Genomic DNA, 18,081 nt, shown 5'->3' with positions numbered 1-18,081 from the left:
ATATTGCTTCCATTTGTTGACAGACAGGATTATTGCTGAAACGTACAAGTCGAGACATATACCCTTGCCTACTCGTCTACTTGCATACTTGTCTACTTGCCTAAAAATTATATAAAAAACCTGCGGGTAACATAAGTATTTGAGCAAATTTTCGTAACTTTACACGCTCTTTGGCCTGAAGGCTTAGGCTACGTGCCTTGAAATGCCCTACAAAGACATTCGCGAAGGAAATAAAAAGAATATATAAATGCATTTTAAATGGAAATACGATCCACCTACACCAGAACAAAAGAAAGATGCAGAAAAACTGATTGACAACCTGAAAGTCAGCCCCGTGATAGCGACGATAATGGCGAAGCGCGGAATAAAGGAAGAGGACGCAAAGAAATTCTTCCATCCGCAGCTCAACGACCTCATCGACCCTTTCCTTATGAAGGACATGGACGCCGCGGTGGAAAGACTCAACGAAGCCATGGGGCGCAAGGAACGCATCATGGTGTATGGTGACTACGATGTGGACGGATGTACTGCCGTCGCATTGGTTTACAAGTTCTTACAGCAGTATTACTCCAACATCGACTACTACATTCCCGACCGCTACGACGAGGGATATGGAGTGAGCCGTAAGGGTATCGACTTCGCCCACGAAACGGGTGTGGGACTGATAATAATACTCGACTGTGGAATAAAGGCGATAAAAGAAATTGAATACGCCAAAGAGCTGGGCATAGACTTCATCATCTGCGACCATCACGTGCCGGATGAGGAAATGCCACAAGCTGCCGCTATTCTGAACCCCAAAAGAGAAGACGACACCTATCCTTTCAAACATCTGTGCGGATGCGGTGTAGGATTCAAATTCATGCAGGCGTTTGCAAAGAGCAACGGCATTTCTTTCTCAAGACTGATACCGCTGCTCGACTTCTGTGCCGTGAGCATCGCTGCCGACATCGTGCCGGTGACGGGAGAGAACAGGATTCTTGCCTACCACGGACTGAAACAGCTGAACCAGAACCCTAACATCGGACTGAAAGCCATCATCGACATCTGCGGACTGAACGGACGCACGCTGTCGATGAGCGACATCGTGTTCAAAATCGGACCGAGGATCAACGCTTCCGGACGTATGGAGAACGGAAGGGAGAGCGTGAACCTGCTCGTGGAAAAGGATTTCGCCGTGGCTTTCGACAAGGCGAAACACATCAACGAATACAACGAGCAGCGCAAGGACATAGACAAGCAGATGACCGAAGAGGCAAACTTGATTGTGGGCAGACTGGAAAGCCAGCAGAAGCACTCGAGCATCGTGCTCTACGACGAGAACTGGAAAAAGGGCGTGATAGGAATCGTGGCTTCCAGACTGACGGAAATCTACGTGCGGCCTACCGTAGTGCTGACACGCGACGGCGAGCTCGCCACCGGTTCGGCACGAAGCGTGGCGGGATTCGACATATATGCCGCCATAAAGAGCTGCCGTGACCTGCTGCTGAACTTCGGCGGCCATACCTATGCAGCCGGACTGACGCTGAGATGGGACGACGTGAAGGAATTCAGAGACAGGTTCCAGGCATACGTGGAGGAACATATACTGCCGGAACACACCGAAGCGGCACTCAACATCGACGCCGTGATAGACCTGAAGGACATCACGAAGAAGATGCACAGCGAACTCAAGAAGTTCGGCCCCTTCGGACCGGGCAACACAAAACCGATGTTTGCCACAATGAACGTATACGACTTCGGCACGAGCAAGGTGGTGGGCAGAGAGCAGGAACACATCAAACTGGAACTCGTAGACTCAAAGTCTAACAACGTGATGAGCGGCATCGCCTTCGGACAAAGTGCCGCAGCACGATACATCAAGTCGAAACGCAGCTTCAACATCGCATACACCATAGAGGACAATATCTTCAAACACAACGACGTGCAGCTGCAGATAGAAGACATACAGCCGACAGAGGGACAGGCTTGAACATTATAACACTGGCAGATGGCAGACGACAAATACCTCAGGATTCTTAAGGAGTATTGGGGCTACCCTGACTTCAGAGGAATACAAAGAGACATCATTGAAAGCATCTGTGCCGGGAAAGACACTCTCGGACTGATGCCTACCGGCGGTGGAAAGTCTATCACCTTCCAGGTGCCTGCCATCGCCATGGAGGGGGTATGCCTCGTCATCACCCCACTCATAGCGCTGATGAAAGACCAGGTGGACGCTCTGAGGAAGAAGGGGGTGAAGGCATACGCCATCTATGGCAGCATGAAACATACTGAGATACTGAAGATTCTCGACAATGCCGTGCTCGGTGGCGTCACCTTATTATATATATCCCCCGAAAGACTGTCGTCTGAATTGTTTCTCAGCAAACTGAGCCACATGACCGTGAGCTTCATAACCGTTGACGAAGCCCACTGTATCTGCCAATGGGGATATGACTTCAGACCATCATATCTGGCAATATCCGAAATCAGAAAGATAAAGCCGGACGCACCTGTCCTCGCACTTACAGCCACCGCCACCCTACCCGCCATCGACGATATACAGAAGCAGCTCAACTTCAAGGAAAAGAACGTGTTCCGAATGAGCTTCATGAGGAAAAACATAGCGTATATCGTCAGGACAGCCGACGACAAGCTCGAACAGGCTGCACATATCATACGATCGCTCAGCGGTTCGGCAATCGTGTATGTCTACAGCAGGAAGAAGACCAAAGAAGTGGCTGAATATCTCAACGACAACAATATCAGCGCCACCTTCTATCATGCCGGCCTCGACCATGCTGTGAGAGACTTGCGGCAGTCAATGTGGCAGGAGGACAAGGTGAAGGTGATGGTAGCCACCAATGCCTTCGGCATGGGTATAGACAAGCCGGACGTGAGGGTCGTGATACATATCGACAGTCCTGACTCCATAGAGGCTTATTTCCAGGAAGCCGGGCGCGCAGGCAGAGACGGAAACAAGGCTTATGCCGTATTGCTTTTCAACGGCAGAGACAAGTCGATACTGCAGCGCCGCATCGCCGACCAGTATCCTGACAAGGAATATATCAAGACCGTGTATGAACATCTTGCGTATTTCTTCCAACTCGCCGTGGGCTGCGGCTTCGAAAGGACTTTCGAATTCAACCTCGACAAATTCTGCAGAAACTTCAAACACTATCCGGCAAGAGTGGAATCGGCACTCAAGATTCTTGAAAAATCCGGATACATAGAATACAGCGAGGCAAGCGACAACAAGGCAAGGATGCGTTTCCTCATCGGACGCAACGACCTTTATCGCCTGAAAGACATGACCGATGAAGAGAACGCCGTCGTTGTGGCAGCACTCAGAAACTACAGCGGCATGTTCTCCGATTATGCCTATATCGAAGAGGCGCTCATCGCACAGCAGAGCGGTGTGGAGGACCAGCAGACTCATGAAATACTGAAGACCCTGAGCAGAAAGCATATCATACATTTCATACCCCGCAAGAGCATACCACACATCAAATATACGCAAAGCCGCGTTGACTTCGAGGAGATTGTCATCCCGATGAAAGTGTATGACTGGCGAAAGAAACTGGCTGAGAAGCGCCTTGAGGCTGTGGTGACATACGCCGAGAGCGAAAAGGTTTGCCGCAGCCAGCAGTTGCTCAACTACTTCGGAGAGACACGGTCTGAGAGATGCGGACAATGTGACGTGTGCATAGAACAGAAAAAGAGAACAAGAGAGGACAAACAGAGAGACAAGGATATAAGACTCGCCATTCTGAAACTGCTCGAAGACAAGAAGCCTCATCACATAAAGGAACTTTACACCCTCGATTTCGACATGCCGTCGATAGAACGTGTGCTGCGACATATGGCGGACGAAGAGGAGGTGTATAATATTGAGGGCAAGATAACACGCTGACATCCGCATTGCACACTTCATATCATAATGTGTCATTATTCTGACATTTCTTTATTTTTTTAAGTTTTTTTGTTCTAAATGTATCTTAAAAAAGAAAATACGTGTGTCATTTTGTTCTATTATTCGGAAAAACAAGTACCTTTGTAGGCAAATGCAAGGGCATTTGCCCGATATACAACAATAGCATTATTTTTGGCGTACAATCATAAACGCTCAAACACAAATTTGCAATACGAGGTATTAGCTTAACACTAAAAAAGGAATAAGATGAAGAACGAGTTGAGAAGTGCGGTATGCACCGAAGGAAGGAGAATGGCAGGAGCCAGAGCCCTCTGGGTGGCGGCAGGAATGAAACACGAACAGTTCGGCAAGCCAATCATTGCCATCGTCAACTCTTTCACTCAATTCGTGCCCGGACATACTCATCTGCACGACATCGGACAAATCGTAAAAGAAGAAATAGAGAAAATGGGATGCTATGCCGCCGAGTTCAACACTATTGCCATCGACGACGGAATAGCGATGGGACACGACGGAATGTTGTATTCCCTGCCTTCACGAGATATCATTGCCGACTCAGTGGAATATATGGTTAACGCCCACAAGGCTGACGCCATGATATGCATATCAAACTGCGACAAAGTGACGCCGGGAATGCTTATGGCGGCAATGAGACTTAACATACCTACCGTTTTCTGCAGTGGCGGACCGATGGAAGCGGGACGCTGGAAAGGCGCAAACGCCGACCTCATCACCGCCATGGTAAACGGTGCCGACAAGAGCGTAAGCGACGAAGAACTGAAGGAGATTGAAAGTTGTGCCTGTCCTGGCTGCGGTAGCTGTTCAGGTATGTTCACGGCAAACTCCATGAACTCGCTTACAGAGGCAATCGGCATGAGTCTGCCGGGTAACGGAACGATTCTCGCCACCCACAAAAACAGAATAAAGCTTTTCAAAGACGCCGCACACCTGATAGTGGAAAACGCCATGAAATATTATGAGGATGGCGACGACAGCGTGCTCCCGAGAAACATTGCCACAAGGGAAGCTTTTCTCAACGCCATGACTCTCGATATAGCGATGGGAGGAAGCACAAACACCGTGCTACATCTGCTCGCCGTGGCACAGGAGGGCGGCGTGGAGTTCACGATGAGCGATATCGACAGGTTGAGCCGTAAGGTGCCTTGTCTGTGCAAGCTCTCGCCGAACACACAGAAATACAGCATTCAGGAATGCAACCGTGCCGGTGGAATCTTTGGAATTCTGAACGAACTGGCAAAGGGCGGTTTGATACACAAAGGCGTGAAACGTGCTGACGGAAAGACTCTCGGCGAACAGCTCGAAAAATACGATATCACGAAATCTGCAGTCGACGAAGAGGCTGACAGGATATACCGCAGCGCTCCCGGAAGAAAGTTCTCTACCAAGATGGGATCACAAGACGAAAAATGGGAGACGCTCGACACCGACCGCAGCGAGGGCTGCATACGCGACCTCGGCCACGCTTATACGAAAGACGGTGGACTTGCCGTGCTGTTCGGAAACATCGCACAGGACGGATGCGTGGTGAAAACTGCCGGAGTGGACCCTGCATTGTGGCACTTCGAAGGACCGGCAAAGGTATTCGATTCCCAGGAGGATGCCTGCGAGGGAATCCTTGGCGGAAAGGTGAAGAAAGGCGACTGCGTGGTGATAACCCACGAAGGACCGAAGGGCGGTCCTGGAATGCAGGAGATGCTCTACCCCACTTCGTATATCAAGAGCATGCACATGGGTAAGGAATGTGCGCTGATAACAGACGGACGATTCAGCGGAGGCACATCGGGACTCAGCATCGGACATATATCGCCGGAAGCGGCAGCCGGTGGAAACATCGGAAAGATAACAGATGGCGACATCATAGAGATTGACATACCTGACAGAACGATAAACGTGAAGCTGACCGACGAAGAACTGGCGGCAAGGGAACAACGCCCGATGACCCGCCAGCGCACGGTGAGCAAGGCTCTCAGGGCATACGCACAGAGTGTAAGCTCTGCCGACAAGGGTGGCGTCAGAATAATAGAATAGGCTGACGCCACAGTGAGCCCCAACCCGTAAAGCGGATTGGAATTGAAGCACGAAACACAAATCAACAAATTGTAAGAGAAGAATGGCAAGAGAGAAGATAACCGGTGCGGAGGCGCTGATGCGATCATTGGCAAACGAAGGGGTGGATACCATCTTCGGTTATCCCGGAGGAGCGATAATGCCGGTGTTCGACGCGTTATACCACTATACCCGCAGCGACAACAAGGTGTTCAACCATATCCTTGTGCGCCATGAACAGGCGGCGGCACATGCTGCTGAAGGATATTCAAGGGTGAGCGGAAAGGTTGGAGTATGTATCGTGACAAGCGGTCCTGGAGCCACCAACACCGTGACGGGTGTTGCCGATGCGCTCACAGACTCCACTCCTATTGTGGTCATTGCCGGACAGGTGGGCATCAGCGCTCTGGGCACAGATGCCTTTCAGGAGGTAGACCTCGCCTGTCTCGCACAGCCGATATGCAAATGGAGCTACCAGATAAGAAGACCGGAGGATATAGCCTGGGCTATCAGCCGGGCATTCTATATAGCTAAATCAGGAAGACCGGGACCTGTGGTCATCGACTTCCCAAAGAACATACAGCAGGCTCTTACTGAATATGAGCCTCAACACATCGACTTCATCAGAAGCTATAATGCCTATCCGCAGCCGGACGAAGAGAAGACGAGGCTTGCGGCGGAGCTCATCAACAAATCGAAGAAGCCGATTGCCCTCGTCGGTCATGGTGTGGAGATTGGAAATGCCCAGGAGGAACTGAAGGAGTTTCTGGAGAAGGCCGACATACCGGCAGCAAGGACTCTCATGGGATTATCTGCCCTGCCATCCGACCATCCGCTGAATATGGGAATGCTCGGCATGCACGGCAACTATGCACCGAACATAAAGGAACAGGAATGCGACTTGCTGATTGCCATAGGAATGAGATTCAGCGACAGGGTGACGAGCAATGTGGCTACTTATGCCAAACAGGCAAAGATAATCCATCTCGACATCGACGCTTCGGAGATTGACAAGAATGTGAAGACCGACATTGCCATCGTTGCTGACTGCAAGGAGTCGCTGCCCAAGATTACGGCTCTCGTCCACAAGAACAGCCATAAAGAATGGATAGACAGTTTCAAGCCTCTGTACGAAACGGAACGTGAGCGTGTGATAGAGCCTGCCATCCATCCGAAAAGCAAATTCCTGCTCATGGCAGAAGTGGTGAACGCCGTGGCAGAAGCTACCGACGACAATACGGTGATGGTGAATGATGTGGGACAGAACCAGATGTTCTCTTGCAGATATTTCAAATTCGCCAAACCGCTCTCGTTAGTGACAAGCGGCGGACTCGGCACAATGGGCTTCGGACTGCCTGCTGCCATCGGTGCCACATTCGGAGCACCTGGCCGCACGGTGTGCATGTTTACCGGCGACGGTGGATTCCAGATGAACATACAGGAGCTCGGCACCATTATGGAACAGCAGACACCGGTGAAGGTTATCCTGCTCAACAACAACTATCTCGGCAATGTGCGCCAGTGGCAGGACATGTTCTTCGGAGGCAGGAGGTCGTTCACAAGGATGATGAACCCGCAATACGAGCTTATCTGCAAGGGTTACAACATACCGTATGGACTCGCCGTGACCCACGAGGAACTGAAGGGGGAAATAGAGAAGATGCTCAGCACCGACGGACCGTATGTCCTTGAATGTGCTGTCTTGGAGGAGGACAACGTGATGCCGATGGTGCCTCCCGGCAAACCTATCAACGAGATGATTCTCGGAAAAGAGGATTTCAAAGAATAAAGGACTACAGAAATGGACAACGACAAGAAATTATATACTCTGCTCATTTATACAGAAAACATGGTGGGCATGCTGAGTCAGGTGACCGCCGTATTCACCCGCAGACAGGTGAACATCGAGAGCATCAACGCTTCGGCTTCAAGCATAGAGGGTGTACACAAATACACCATCACCACATGGAGCGACGAGGAACAGGTGAAGACGATAACGAAGCAGATAGAGAAAAAGGTGGACGTGATAAAGGCCGACTACTATACCGACGACCAGATATTCATCCGCGAAGATGCTTTGTTCAAGCTGTCAACGCCTGTCGTGATGGAGAATCCGGAGATTTCAAAGATAATACGCCGTGCCGACGCACAGATCATCGAGGTGAACCCTACGTTCTGCACAGCCATGCTGAGCGGCGTGACAAAAGACATCATCGCCCTTTACACCAATCTGCAGGAAAGAAACTGCGTGCTGCAGTATACTCGAAGCGGAAGAATAGCCATAACGAGGAATCCAGTGGAAGAAGTGAACGACTTGATATCAATGCGCGAGAACAACATGAAAAACCAATAAAGATAGAAGAAAATGGCAACATTAGGAAAAATCGGAAGATATGACTTCCTGTCGGAACCGTTCCATTGCGACTTCTCAAAGAAGCTCTTCATGGGACATCTGGGCAACCACTTGCTCAATGCGGCGGATTTCCATTCCAACGACCGCGACTTCGGTATGAACTATCTCAACCCTATCCACAAGACCTGGGTGCTGTCGCGACTGGCGATAGAGATGGACGACATGCCGGCGGCATACGAGAAGTTCAGTGTGGAGACATGGGTGGAAAGCGCCTTGAGATTCTTCACCAACAGAAACTTCCGCATCTGCAGCACTGATGACAGCCGCACATACGGCTACGGCAAGAGCGTGTGGGCGATGATAGACACGGAAACGAGACAGCCGCAGAATATCCTCGCCATCAGAGACGGTGAGATAGAACGGTATATAGAGAAAGACAAGGAATGCCCTATCGAAGGCCTGTCGAGAGTGAAGATGGGCAAGGAGGCGAAGCTCGCAAGGACAATCGACACGTATTACTGCGACGTTGACGTGAACGGTCATATCAACAGCATCAAATACATCGAGCATATCCTCGACCTCTTCGACATTGACCACTACCGCAAATTCCGCATCAGACGCTTCGACATAGCGTATGTGGCAGAAAGCTACTGCGGCGACAAACTGAATTTCTATACCGAAGAGCGCGACGACGATACGGTCTGCGTAAGGGTAACGAAGACAAACGCCGAGACCGTGGATGCTGAAGTGGTCAGATGTATGTTGAAGTTCGAGAAGATATAATAAAGGCTGATAGCAGTATATATAAAATACACCATTAACGGTCATTGGATCGTTAATGGTTATAAGGTAAAAAGAACATAAGTGCCTGAGGGCACATAACTAAAACAAAACAAATATGGCAGAAATGAATTTCGGTGGCGTTATCGAAACGGTAGTCACCAACAAGGAATTTTCCTTGGAGAAGGCACATGAAGTATTGAAGAACGAGACAATAGCTGTGCTTGGCTATGGTATTCAGGGACCTGGCCAGGCTTGCAACCTGCGCGACAACGGTTTCAACGTGATTGTTGGTCAGCGTCAGGGCAAGACCTACGACAAGGCAGTAGCTGACGGATGGGTGCCGGGCGAGAGTCTCTTCTCTATCGAGGAGGCTGCAGAGAAGGGTACCGTGATCTGCATGCTGCTCTCAGACGCCGGTCAGATACAGGTATGGCCTAAGATAAAGAAATATCTCACCAAGGGCAAGACTCTGTATTATTCTCACGGCTTTGCCATCAACTGGAACGACCGCACCGGTGTGGTGCCTCCAGAGGATGTGGATGTCATCATGGTGGCACCAAAGGGATCGGGCACCTCTCTGCGCACCATGTTCCGCGAGGGACGTGGCGTGAACTGCTCTTACGCCGTATATCAGGATGCATCGGGCAAGGCTGAGGAGAAGACTTTGGCATTGGGCATCGGCATCGGTTCGGGCTATCTCTTCAAGACCACTTTCCAGCGTGAGGCTACAAGCGACCTCACCGGTGAGCGCGGTTCGCTGATGGGTGCCATCGAGGGATTGTTCGAGGCTCAGTATGAGGTGCTCCGTGAGCATGGACACTCTCCATCAGAGGCTTTCAACGAGACCATAGAGGAACTTACACAGAGCCTCATGCCTCTCTTCGGCGAGAAGGGAATGGACTGGATGTATGCCAACTGTTCTACTACAGCCCAGCGTGGCGCTCTCGACTGGGCTCCGCGTTTCCGCGAGGCCATCAAGCCTGTCATGGAGTGGCTCTACCTCTCTGTAAAGACCGGAAAGGAGGCTCAGATTTCTATCGACAGCAACTCAAAGCCTGACTACCGCGAGAAGCTTAACGCCGAACTGAAGGCTATGCGCGAAAGCGAAATGTGGCGCACTGGAGTGACCGTGCGTCAGCTCCGTCCTGAAAACAACTGATAAGCTTGGATTAATCCACAAAAAAAGAACTCTCCCGATAAGCATCAAGTCTTTGCCTGTAGCCTATCGGGAGAGTTTCTTTATTTTAGCCCCAACCGGTCTGAATATAAAGACCGATTGGGATTGACGTTTATTCTCAAATCAGAGAATATTTCTGCAAATATTATTCTGTTATCTGCGCATTTCCACCTGATTGTGGGGTGAATCGCAATGTGTAACCATAGCTGCTATTCCACGAAGAATAAGATGGACACACATAATCAGACAGACAACTGTCGCCACCACATGAGTTGTTGCCGAGTCCGCGCTGCATATAGTCGAAGTGGGCATAAACCTGCTGATAGCGTGTCAGGTCATACCAGTGGAGCTTTGTATTCCACATAGAGTCACCTGATGTGCACCACTCTGTCTCGTCGTAGTGTGAAAGAGAGAATGATGCTCTTCCGCCTGCCTTGATTCCGATCTGCACGTTAGAAGCCTTGTTGGTGAGAATAAGCTCACGCATATCCTCATGGTCACCGAATGTCTGAGGATGTATCATCTCGTCCACCATGTCGTCTACCGTAGTGGTGAAGCGTCCGAGATAAGAACCTGTCTTGCGGTCGCTGTAGTTGGAACGAGGACCGCGGGCATAGAACTCCACGTTCTCGAAGCCGGAAGCAAACTGCATGCCCAAACCGATGCGAGCGAGTGTTCCGCTTGGCGAGAATGTCACCTTCATGTCTACAGTGCCGTCAGGGTAGAATGTGTAATCGATGGTGTAGCTGCAGCCTGTTGCCGAACCATTGACAGACATCTTGGCATTGTTACCGCTCTTTGCGAGTGCTCTTGTGATGCTGAGGCTTGATGAATTGCTGAACGAAGGACTGAAGTTACGGTCATTGTCCACCTTACGGTAGCTATTGAAGTCTGGACCTGCTGCAATAAGGTTCTTGCCATCATATGTCCATGAGGTCATCTTGCCTGATGAACTGAACACAATAGAATATGCCTTGCCGTTGTTGTCTGTACCGGAAACGGTATTATTTTCAACTTTCAATGAGCCACCTGCTGAAGTGTAGCTTGGCAGCACTGGGAATCCCATTGTGCCGTCTGTACCCTGGGCTGTGCCGTTAGAGGTATTTTGCTCAGAGAGCGAGAACTGTGCGTCAGCGATGCTGTAGCCTTCCTCTGCCCATGTAGTCCAGTCGGCAGCGCCATTTGTTGGCTTCTTTATGCGCAGTTCTATGTTTACGAGATACTCTGCACTGCCCTCAACAGATGTCTGGATAGGCAGAGTTACGGTAGCAGAAGAACCTGCAGCGATAGAGTTGAAGCTTTCGAGCTTGCCGTTCTCCACCAAGTATCCATCCTTCATCACGCGATAGCCGATTTCGAAGTTGTCAGACGAGATAGGCATAAACGCATACTTGTTCGCGATGTTTACAGACTTAGCAGAAGCGCTGAAGTCGCTGAACTTCACATTCTGGTACACCTTCTTCACCTCAGAGAGTTTACCAGTCCATGTGCGGTCTGGTGTGATGATACCGTTGTTGAGGAAGTTGCCCTGGAAACCATAGTCAACACCGCCTGGTGAGTTGTAGTCATAGCCAGACACCCAGTAGTTAAAGCCGTTTTCGCTCTTCTTCTGACGGTTAACAAGCCTTGCAGGGTCGTAAACCGATTGGTCTACCCAGTCCCAGATACAAGCGCCGATGATGCCGGTGCTGTTCTCAATCACATCCCAGTATTCCTTCAAGTTACCGACAGCCTGACCCATTGCGTGAGCATACTCGCAGATAAAGTAAGGCTTGCCGTTCAGTCCGCTTCTGTTTCCTTGTACTGACGAAACGGTTGGATACATGTTAGAACCGAGGTCGGAGTAATTTGTTCCGCTTCCTGCTCCCTCATAGTGAACGAAGCGTGAGTCGAGGTTCTTACACGTATTGTATGTAGTAGAGAAGTTGCTACCGCCGCCGCACTCGTTGCCCAACGACCAGAAGATTACACTCGGGTGGTTGCGGTCGCGCAGCACCATGCGCTTTGTGCGATCGTCCATAGCTGTTATCCAACTGCTGTTGCTTGACAAGTTCTGGTTGTAGTGGCACTCCACGTCAGCCTCGTCCATCACGTAGAAGCCGAGAGCGTCCATCATAGCGTACATCTTCGGCTGACGCGGATAGTGCGATGTGCGCACGGTGTTCACGTTAGCCTTCTTCATCATTGTGAGGTCCTTCATCATGGTCTCCATGTCGATGGCACGACCATACTCAGGGTGAGTATCCTGAGTGTTCACGCCCTTGAAGTAGACACGCTTGTTGTTGATGTAGATGAGGTTGCCACTCTTTGTGATGTTGCGGAAACCATACTTTGTAGAGAACGCCATCTCCTCAGCTCCGTTCTCGTCCTTCTGGCTTACTACAACCGTGTAGAGATACGGATCTTCTGCGCTCCACGGATGCAGGTTGCTGAGGCTGTTGAGTGTAACGGTCTTTTCAGCTTTTGCTGTTCCGCTGTAAGTCTGTGTGCCGGTAGCAATCTGCTTGCCGTCGCGGTCGAGCAACGACACCTGCAGAGTCTTGTTAGCAGAGACGTTATTGCGGTTGTCTACAGTCAGCTTCACCGACATGCTGCCGCTTGTAGCCTCGCTGTTGAGCGAAGATGTGATGTAGTGGTCAGACACGAACACCTTCGGAGTAGCCACGAGATATACGTCGCGGTGAATACCAGAGAGGTGCCACATATCCTGACCTTCGAGATACGAACCGTCGCACCAACGATATACACGTACCGAGAGTTGGTTGTCGCCGGTAGTTACGAAGCCGGTGATGTCGAACTCAGCGTCAGTGTTAGAGCTCTGCGAGTAGCCTACGTATTTGCCATTAACCCATACTACAGCAGCGCTGTATACACCGTCGAAATGGATAAACACACGCTTGTCCTTCCATGTCGCAGGAATGTTGATGGTACGGCGATAGAAGCCCGTTGCGTTGTGGTCTGTTACGCCATACTCTGACATTCCAGAGTTCGCATTAGGTGGGTTGTTGCTGAACGGATAACCAACGTTGGTGTATACTGGTTTGCCATAGTTGGCCATTTCCCAAGAGAGCGGCACACGGATGTCGTCCCAACCGCTGTCGTTATAGTCCTTTGCCTGGAACTCACTTGCACCGGGGGTTGAACTATACCATGATGATGTTCCTGCAACATACTTGAACTTCCATGTTCCGTTGAGGTTGATATATTCAGCCTTTGTCTCGTCGGGCTGCTGCCAAGGCTCTGCGTAGTGCTTAGCGTCTGCCTTCATCTGCTCTACAGAAACGTAAGGGATGAATGTAGCGTGAGCGTCCTCCTTATAGTCGCCCACCTTGTTCTGATTGCTTATCCAGCTAACGCTGAACGAACCGTGGTTGGAAGATGTTCCGCCGCCGGTTGTTCCGCCGCCGGTTGAACCCTCTACTTTGATGAAGCCGAAGGCTGTTGCACTATTTGAATCTGTTGTACGACCAAGCTTGCCGCCGTAGGTTCCATCGTATGTGAGGTAGTATGTTTGGTTTTGTGTATAAGCGTAAATCTTATATGTGTGCTGTGTCGCATCTACCTCATCAAATTTCCATTCTTGGTTTACGTTAGCCTTACCACCATTGTAATCGTTTTCGGATGTCCACTGGAGTGGCATTACAGTAGTGTTGTTGCCTGCCATGTCAAGAGCCTTGGAAGACATCACATTGACAATATGCCAAGGATATGTTGTAGAATACTTGCCCTGCTTTGTTATCCACTGCTGTCCGGTATTGCCGTCTGACTTGGCGGTTACTGTAATCTCCTCATCATCGTTAGATGTAGAAACAGTGAAGCATCTTGTAGGATAACCGGCAGGACAAATATAATATGTGGAACCGTATGCCGGAACAGAGAAAGTTGTCGTTGGAGTAGTTGTGCCACCAGTAGTCTCCTTTGTGATGAGGCTAACTGACTTGTATGTAGCCCATGAGCGTGTACTGCCCTGAGTGCTACCATACTTAATAGACGTAAGGCTTAGGATATTGCTGATATTTGATGCATCGCAAATCTTCGTATCGTTAAGATACAGACCGTTCGAGTTCAACTCTATAGTAGTTTCGCCCGAGATGTTGGTGTGGTCTTGACGGTAAGTGTTGCTTGCGCCACCATTGAAGCAGTTCACCTGCAAGGTATTGCTGCTCTTAGTGTAGAAGATGTGGATTACGTAGACGCCAGATCCTCCCCATCCACTTGCGTTCTGCAAATCATTGCCGATAGAGAGCACATTCTCGTAAGTTGTGCTGCTTTTGCAAGAGCTGAGGTCGAGCACAGCCTTGAATGTCTGTTTCTGGAAGTCAATTGTTGTTTGCTTCGAGAACGACGAGCCGTTAGGCGTGTAATTGCTCAGAAGGTTTGTCTCCGCTGCGAACGCCTGCGTCACCATGAGAACGAGCAGTGCCGCTACTGCGACGAGATGTTGCTTTATGTATGTTTTCATAAGGTCTTGGTTTTTATTTCACGATGAGTTTTATTCCGTTCACTATATATACTCCCGGTGCGAGTTTCGTTGAACTGCAACGATGGCGAACACGCTGACCATTGATGCTATACACATCGCCGATGGTGGCGCTTGAGGAATTGGGAACGGAAGAGATGTCGTTGGTCTCTGATGGATTCTCATCAACGCTCCATGTCAGTTCGCGAGCTGACTGCGTACCAGCCACATCTTCAAAATAGATACGGAATCCTTTGGCTTCCATATCTGACGTGAGATGATAAATTTCGTCAGCACTGAAAACGTAAGACCCCGACTTGACGATGGTCGGAGAGAAGAATCCTGTCACCCTTGTCTGTCCTACAGTATCCTTCGGATTACCTTCGTCCTCATACCAAGAGGATGCGGTGATGCCAGCAAACTTATATGTTTGGTCTTTGTTCACTCTCTCAGGCTGTAGCAGGCAAGGCTTTCCTGCCTCAATGTCTGTGCGATAGGTGAAAAACAGTTTGGTATCGCTATCACTGGTAAGATACGCCACCTTGGTTCCTACACCCCAAGTCTCAGCTATCTGTGCAGCCGACAAAGGGAAAGGCAGACACAGGGAGTTCCACTGTCCTGTCTTGAATTTACGCTTCAGCGTCACGTCCACATACTCTGCTGAAAATGTGGGGCGCACATAATTCTGAGCCTCATCGAGAATCACTTCCTGATACGGAACTTCGGCAGCTACCGTCCATTGTCCGGCAGCGAATGTGGGGTCTGGTTCCTCATACGAGGTTGCTATAGCTCCAGACTGTGCGTAGACAAATGCCGTGGAGTAGGCATCACTGTCCTGATAGCCCAAGGTGTATGACTGGCCGGCAGACGACTTCAATATCCACTTTACGTCTTTGCCGTTGAAATTCATACGCCCGGCATCAGCTTTCTCATCCACCATGGAGACTTTCAGCTTCACCGGCCGGTTTGATATTGCCGGCTTGCCATCGTCACCTACGGTGAGATACTGCCCCTGCGAATTGAATATATACACAGAAGTCAGTGCCAATGTATAAAATGTATTCATGATAAAATGTTTAATTCGTAAAATCTGTTTTTGGCGAACGCCAATGTCTGTTCACCAATAAGAAAAGTGGGAATATGGTTATGTTGTTTTGTCAGAACAGGTGCAAATCCTCATCCGTATCATCGTCCTCCTGGATGTCATCCCAGAGGAAACCGCTAACTGCATTATGTTCTTTAGCATCTATCTCTGGAGGATTGTCTTCCAATATTTTATCTTTATCTTTACTGAATCCCCCCAGAGTTACGCATGTTTCAAGCGCAATGACCTCGAGATCCGGTTTTAAGTACTTCTTCTTCATAAATATAAAAATAGCTTATAAGTTTTGAATATCAATTTATTGAATTAAGATAAACTCCATAGGAGCATAAGTTCTGCAGCTTCAGATTTAATCTAATGCAACAGAGGTAAATAAGTTTCAACTATATTAATGGCAGACTATTGCATCATGACCATAAGGTGAGAACACTCCCCACCCGTCGGTTTAATACAGACACACTATACGTGTTGATAATCTGTTGTCAATTAATAATCTTTTCCACAGCGAGAGTTTGACTTTCCCGCCATGAAAACATCTTCACAGGTTTAATATTTGTTATACTTTCTCTTACACATTTAATTTCAATTTGCAAATCTAATCAATTATCCGCATTTATTTTTACATTTGCGAAATATTTTAACCATTTTTACCTATTTCGCACCTATGCTATTCTACGAATACGTGTTTTTGGGATATATATAAGACAGGCGGCACCTCGGAAAAAGAAATGAATGAATTCATTTCGTTCTTCTCTCGGTTTGCACTATCTTTGCAGAATAATACAAAATCGGATATCAGATATGGCAACAGAACAGAAAAATGGAATAATCTATGGACTCAACGACCGTCCGCCATTCGTGGAATCGGTGTTTGCGGCATTGCAGCATCTGTTTGCAATCTTCGTGGCGATAATGACGCCACCTTTGATAATAGCATCGCAGATGCAGCTCGACATAGAGACGACGAGCTTCCTCGTATCGATGGCGCTCTTCGCATCGGGTGTATCCACATTCATCCAATGCAGGAAATTCGGGGCTGTGGGCACCGGACTGCTCTGCATACAGGGAACGAGCTATTCGTTCATAGGACCGATAATAGCGGCTGGAATGGGCGGCGGACTGGCTGTGGTGTTCGGTTCGTGTATGGCGGCATCGGTAGTGGAGGTGTTCGTGGGCAGCATACTGAGATATGCACGCAAGATCATCACCCCATTGGTGTCTGGAATTGTGGTCACGCTGATTGGTCTCTGTCTTATAAAGGTGGGGATATCGTCGTGTGGCGGCGGCAATGCGGCGATGGCAAACGGTACGTTCGGCGCTCTGCACAATCTCGGACTCGCGGCTCTGGTACTTGCCACAATAGTGTTTTTCAATAGTTGCAAGAACCGCTACCTCAGGATGAGTTCCATCGTAATCGGACTTGCCGTTGGGTATGTATTGTCGTGGGCATTGGGATATATCGACTTTGACTCGGTGAAGAGTTTCGGCGGCGTGTATGTGCCGGTGCCGTTCAAATATGGACTTGACTTCGACCTCTCTGCCTTCATCTCGCTGAGCATAATCTTCATAATAACGGCGATAGAGGCTTATGGCGACATCACGGCGAATTCAATGATTTCCGGCGAACCTGTGGAGGGTGACCTCTTCATGAAGCGTGCATCGGGAGGTGTGGTGGCAAACGGCGTTTCATCGTTTATCTCTGCAGCCCTGAACTCCTTCCCCAACTCCATTTTCGCACAGAACAACGGTATGATACAGCTCACGGGAGTGGCATCGCGCTACGTGGGATATTTCATCTCTGCCTTTCTCATCATCCTTAGCGTGTTTCCTGCCGTGAGTCTGGTATTCTCGCTGATGCCGGAACCTGTGTTGGGAGGTGCCACACTGCTGATGTTCGGCACGGTGGCGGCATCGGGAATAAAGGTCATCGCCTCGCAGAAACTGGGTCGAAAGGAGATTCTGGTGCTGGCGATAAGTCTTGCCGGCGGACTGAGCGTGGAGTTCATGCCTGAGATTCTATCGGGCTTCCCCGAGACGCTGCGCAGCATTTTCTCATCGGGAATAACTACCGGCGGACTGCTCGCCATATTCTCAAACCTGCTGATAAGGATAAAGGAATAAGGTGCTGACAAGTTGACAAGTAAACAAGCAGACGAGTAGACAAGGATATCTGTTCTCCATTTTGTAACAAATGGCAACTTCCTTGTCTACTCGTCTGCTTATC

Annotated in this window: 11 protein-coding genes; 8 read left to right on the top strand and 3 right to left on the bottom strand. The window is 49.4% G+C overall.

Features of this window, described 5'->3' with window-relative positions:
- Positions 1-247 precede the first annotated feature (247 nt).
- The 7 genes from recJ to ilvC all read left to right on the top strand — a co-directional run bounded on the left by recJ (position 248) and on the right by ilvC (position 10,278).
- A complete protein-coding gene (gene recJ, locus ACDC99_RS02935; protein ID WP_022316390.1) occupies positions 248-1,972 on the top strand; it encodes a single-stranded-DNA-specific exonuclease RecJ in 1,725 nt (574 codons plus the stop codon).
- Positions 1,973-1,990: 18 nt separating this feature from the next.
- A complete protein-coding gene (locus ACDC99_RS02930; RefSeq protein ID WP_370755775.1) occupies positions 1,991-3,895 on the top strand; it encodes a RecQ family ATP-dependent DNA helicase in 1,905 nt (634 codons plus the stop codon).
- Between the two features lie 267 nt (positions 3,896-4,162).
- A complete protein-coding gene (gene ilvD / locus ACDC99_RS02925) occupies positions 4,163-5,965 on the top strand; it encodes a dihydroxy-acid dehydratase (protein ID WP_320875203.1) in 1,803 nt (600 codons plus the stop codon).
- Between the two features lie 82 nt (positions 5,966-6,047).
- Positions 6,048-7,772, top strand: a complete 1,725-nt coding sequence (gene ilvB / locus ACDC99_RS02920) for a biosynthetic-type acetolactate synthase large subunit (protein WP_370755774.1) — start codon at positions 6,048-6,050, stop codon at positions 7,770-7,772.
- 12 nt (positions 7,773-7,784) lie between these two features.
- Positions 7,785-8,336 (top strand): acetolactate synthase small subunit, encoded by a 552-nt coding sequence (gene ilvN, locus ACDC99_RS02915; protein ID WP_022316386.1) that lies wholly within the window; start codon positions 7,785-7,787, stop codon positions 8,334-8,336.
- Positions 8,337-8,348: 12 nt separating this feature from the next.
- On the top strand, positions 8,349-9,119 hold the full coding sequence (locus tag ACDC99_RS02910) for an acyl-[acyl-carrier-protein] thioesterase (RefSeq protein WP_044074044.1): 771 nt from the start codon (positions 8,349-8,351) through the stop codon (positions 9,117-9,119).
- 115 nt (positions 9,120-9,234) lie between these two features.
- Positions 9,235-10,278 carry a ketol-acid reductoisomerase gene (ilvC, locus tag ACDC99_RS02905; protein WP_022316384.1) on the top strand — a complete coding sequence of 348 codons (1,044 nt, stop codon included), beginning with the start codon at positions 9,235-9,237 and terminating at the stop codon, positions 10,276-10,278.
- A 163-nt stretch (positions 10,279-10,441) separates the two neighbouring features.
- Here the strand turns inward: ilvC and ACDC99_RS02900 are convergent, their stop codons facing one another.
- From ACDC99_RS02900 to ACDC99_RS02890, 3 genes are all read right to left on the bottom strand, one after another.
- Positions 10,442-14,758: a glycoside hydrolase family 2 TIM barrel-domain containing protein gene (locus ACDC99_RS02900; protein WP_370755772.1), complete on the bottom strand. Its 4,317-nt coding sequence runs from the start codon at positions 14,756-14,758 to the stop codon at positions 10,442-10,444.
- Between the two features lie 13 nt (positions 14,759-14,771).
- Positions 14,772-15,821 carry a hypothetical protein gene (locus ACDC99_RS02895; RefSeq protein ID WP_370755771.1) on the bottom strand — a complete coding sequence of 350 codons (1,050 nt, stop codon included), beginning with the start codon at positions 15,819-15,821 and terminating at the stop codon, positions 14,772-14,774.
- A gap of 91 nt (positions 15,822-15,912) precedes the next feature.
- Positions 15,913-16,119 (bottom strand): hypothetical protein, encoded by a 207-nt coding sequence (locus ACDC99_RS02890; RefSeq protein WP_370755769.1) that lies wholly within the window; start codon positions 16,117-16,119, stop codon positions 15,913-15,915.
- Positions 16,120-16,658: 539 nt separating this feature from the next.
- On the opposite strand from ACDC99_RS02890, the gene ACDC99_RS02885 reads away from it, so the two are divergent.
- Complete coding sequence (locus ACDC99_RS02885; RefSeq protein ID WP_042519552.1) at positions 16,659-17,978, top strand: uracil-xanthine permease family protein; 1,320 nt, start codon at positions 16,659-16,661, stop codon at positions 17,976-17,978.
- Positions 17,979-18,081 lie beyond the last annotated feature (103 nt).

Origin of the sequence: Prevotella pectinovora, assembly GCF_041323955.1 — a bacterium.
Taxonomy (GTDB): domain Bacteria; phylum Bacteroidota; class Bacteroidia; order Bacteroidales; family Bacteroidaceae; genus Prevotella; species Prevotella pectinovora.
The sequence above is the reverse complement of the archived record's forward strand: the minus strand, read 5'-3'. Positions and strand labels throughout refer to the sequence as shown.

Bases quoted from the DNA above. Each gene is read 5' to 3' on its own strand.
- ACDC99_RS02885 (WP_042519552.1), top strand. From the start codon at position 16,659: ATGGCAACAGAACAGAAAAATGGAATAATCTATGGACTCAACGACCGT.
- ilvD (WP_320875203.1), top strand. From the start codon at position 4,163: ATGAAGAACGAGTTGAGAAGTGCGGTATGCACCGAAGGAAGGAGAATG.
- ilvB (WP_370755774.1), top strand. From the start codon at position 6,048: ATGGCAAGAGAGAAGATAACCGGTGCGGAGGCGCTGATGCGATCATTG.
- ACDC99_RS02890 (WP_370755769.1), bottom strand. From the start codon at position 16,119: ATGAAGAAGAAGTACTTAAAACCGGATCTCGAGGTCATTGCGCTTGAA.
- ACDC99_RS02900 (WP_370755772.1), bottom strand. From the start codon at position 14,758: ATGAAAACATACATAAAGCAACATCTCGTCGCAGTAGCGGCACTGCTC.
- ilvC (WP_022316384.1), top strand. From the start codon at position 9,235: ATGGCAGAAATGAATTTCGGTGGCGTTATCGAAACGGTAGTCACCAAC.
- recJ (WP_022316390.1), top strand. From the start codon at position 248: ATGCATTTTAAATGGAAATACGATCCACCTACACCAGAACAAAAGAAA.
- ACDC99_RS02930 (WP_370755775.1), top strand. From the start codon at position 1,991: ATGGCAGACGACAAATACCTCAGGATTCTTAAGGAGTATTGGGGCTAC.
- ilvN (WP_022316386.1), top strand. From the start codon at position 7,785: ATGGACAACGACAAGAAATTATATACTCTGCTCATTTATACAGAAAAC.
- ACDC99_RS02910 (WP_044074044.1), top strand. From the start codon at position 8,349: ATGGCAACATTAGGAAAAATCGGAAGATATGACTTCCTGTCGGAACCG.
- ACDC99_RS02895 (WP_370755771.1), bottom strand. From the start codon at position 15,821: ATGAATACATTTTATACATTGGCACTGACTTCTGTGTATATATTCAAT.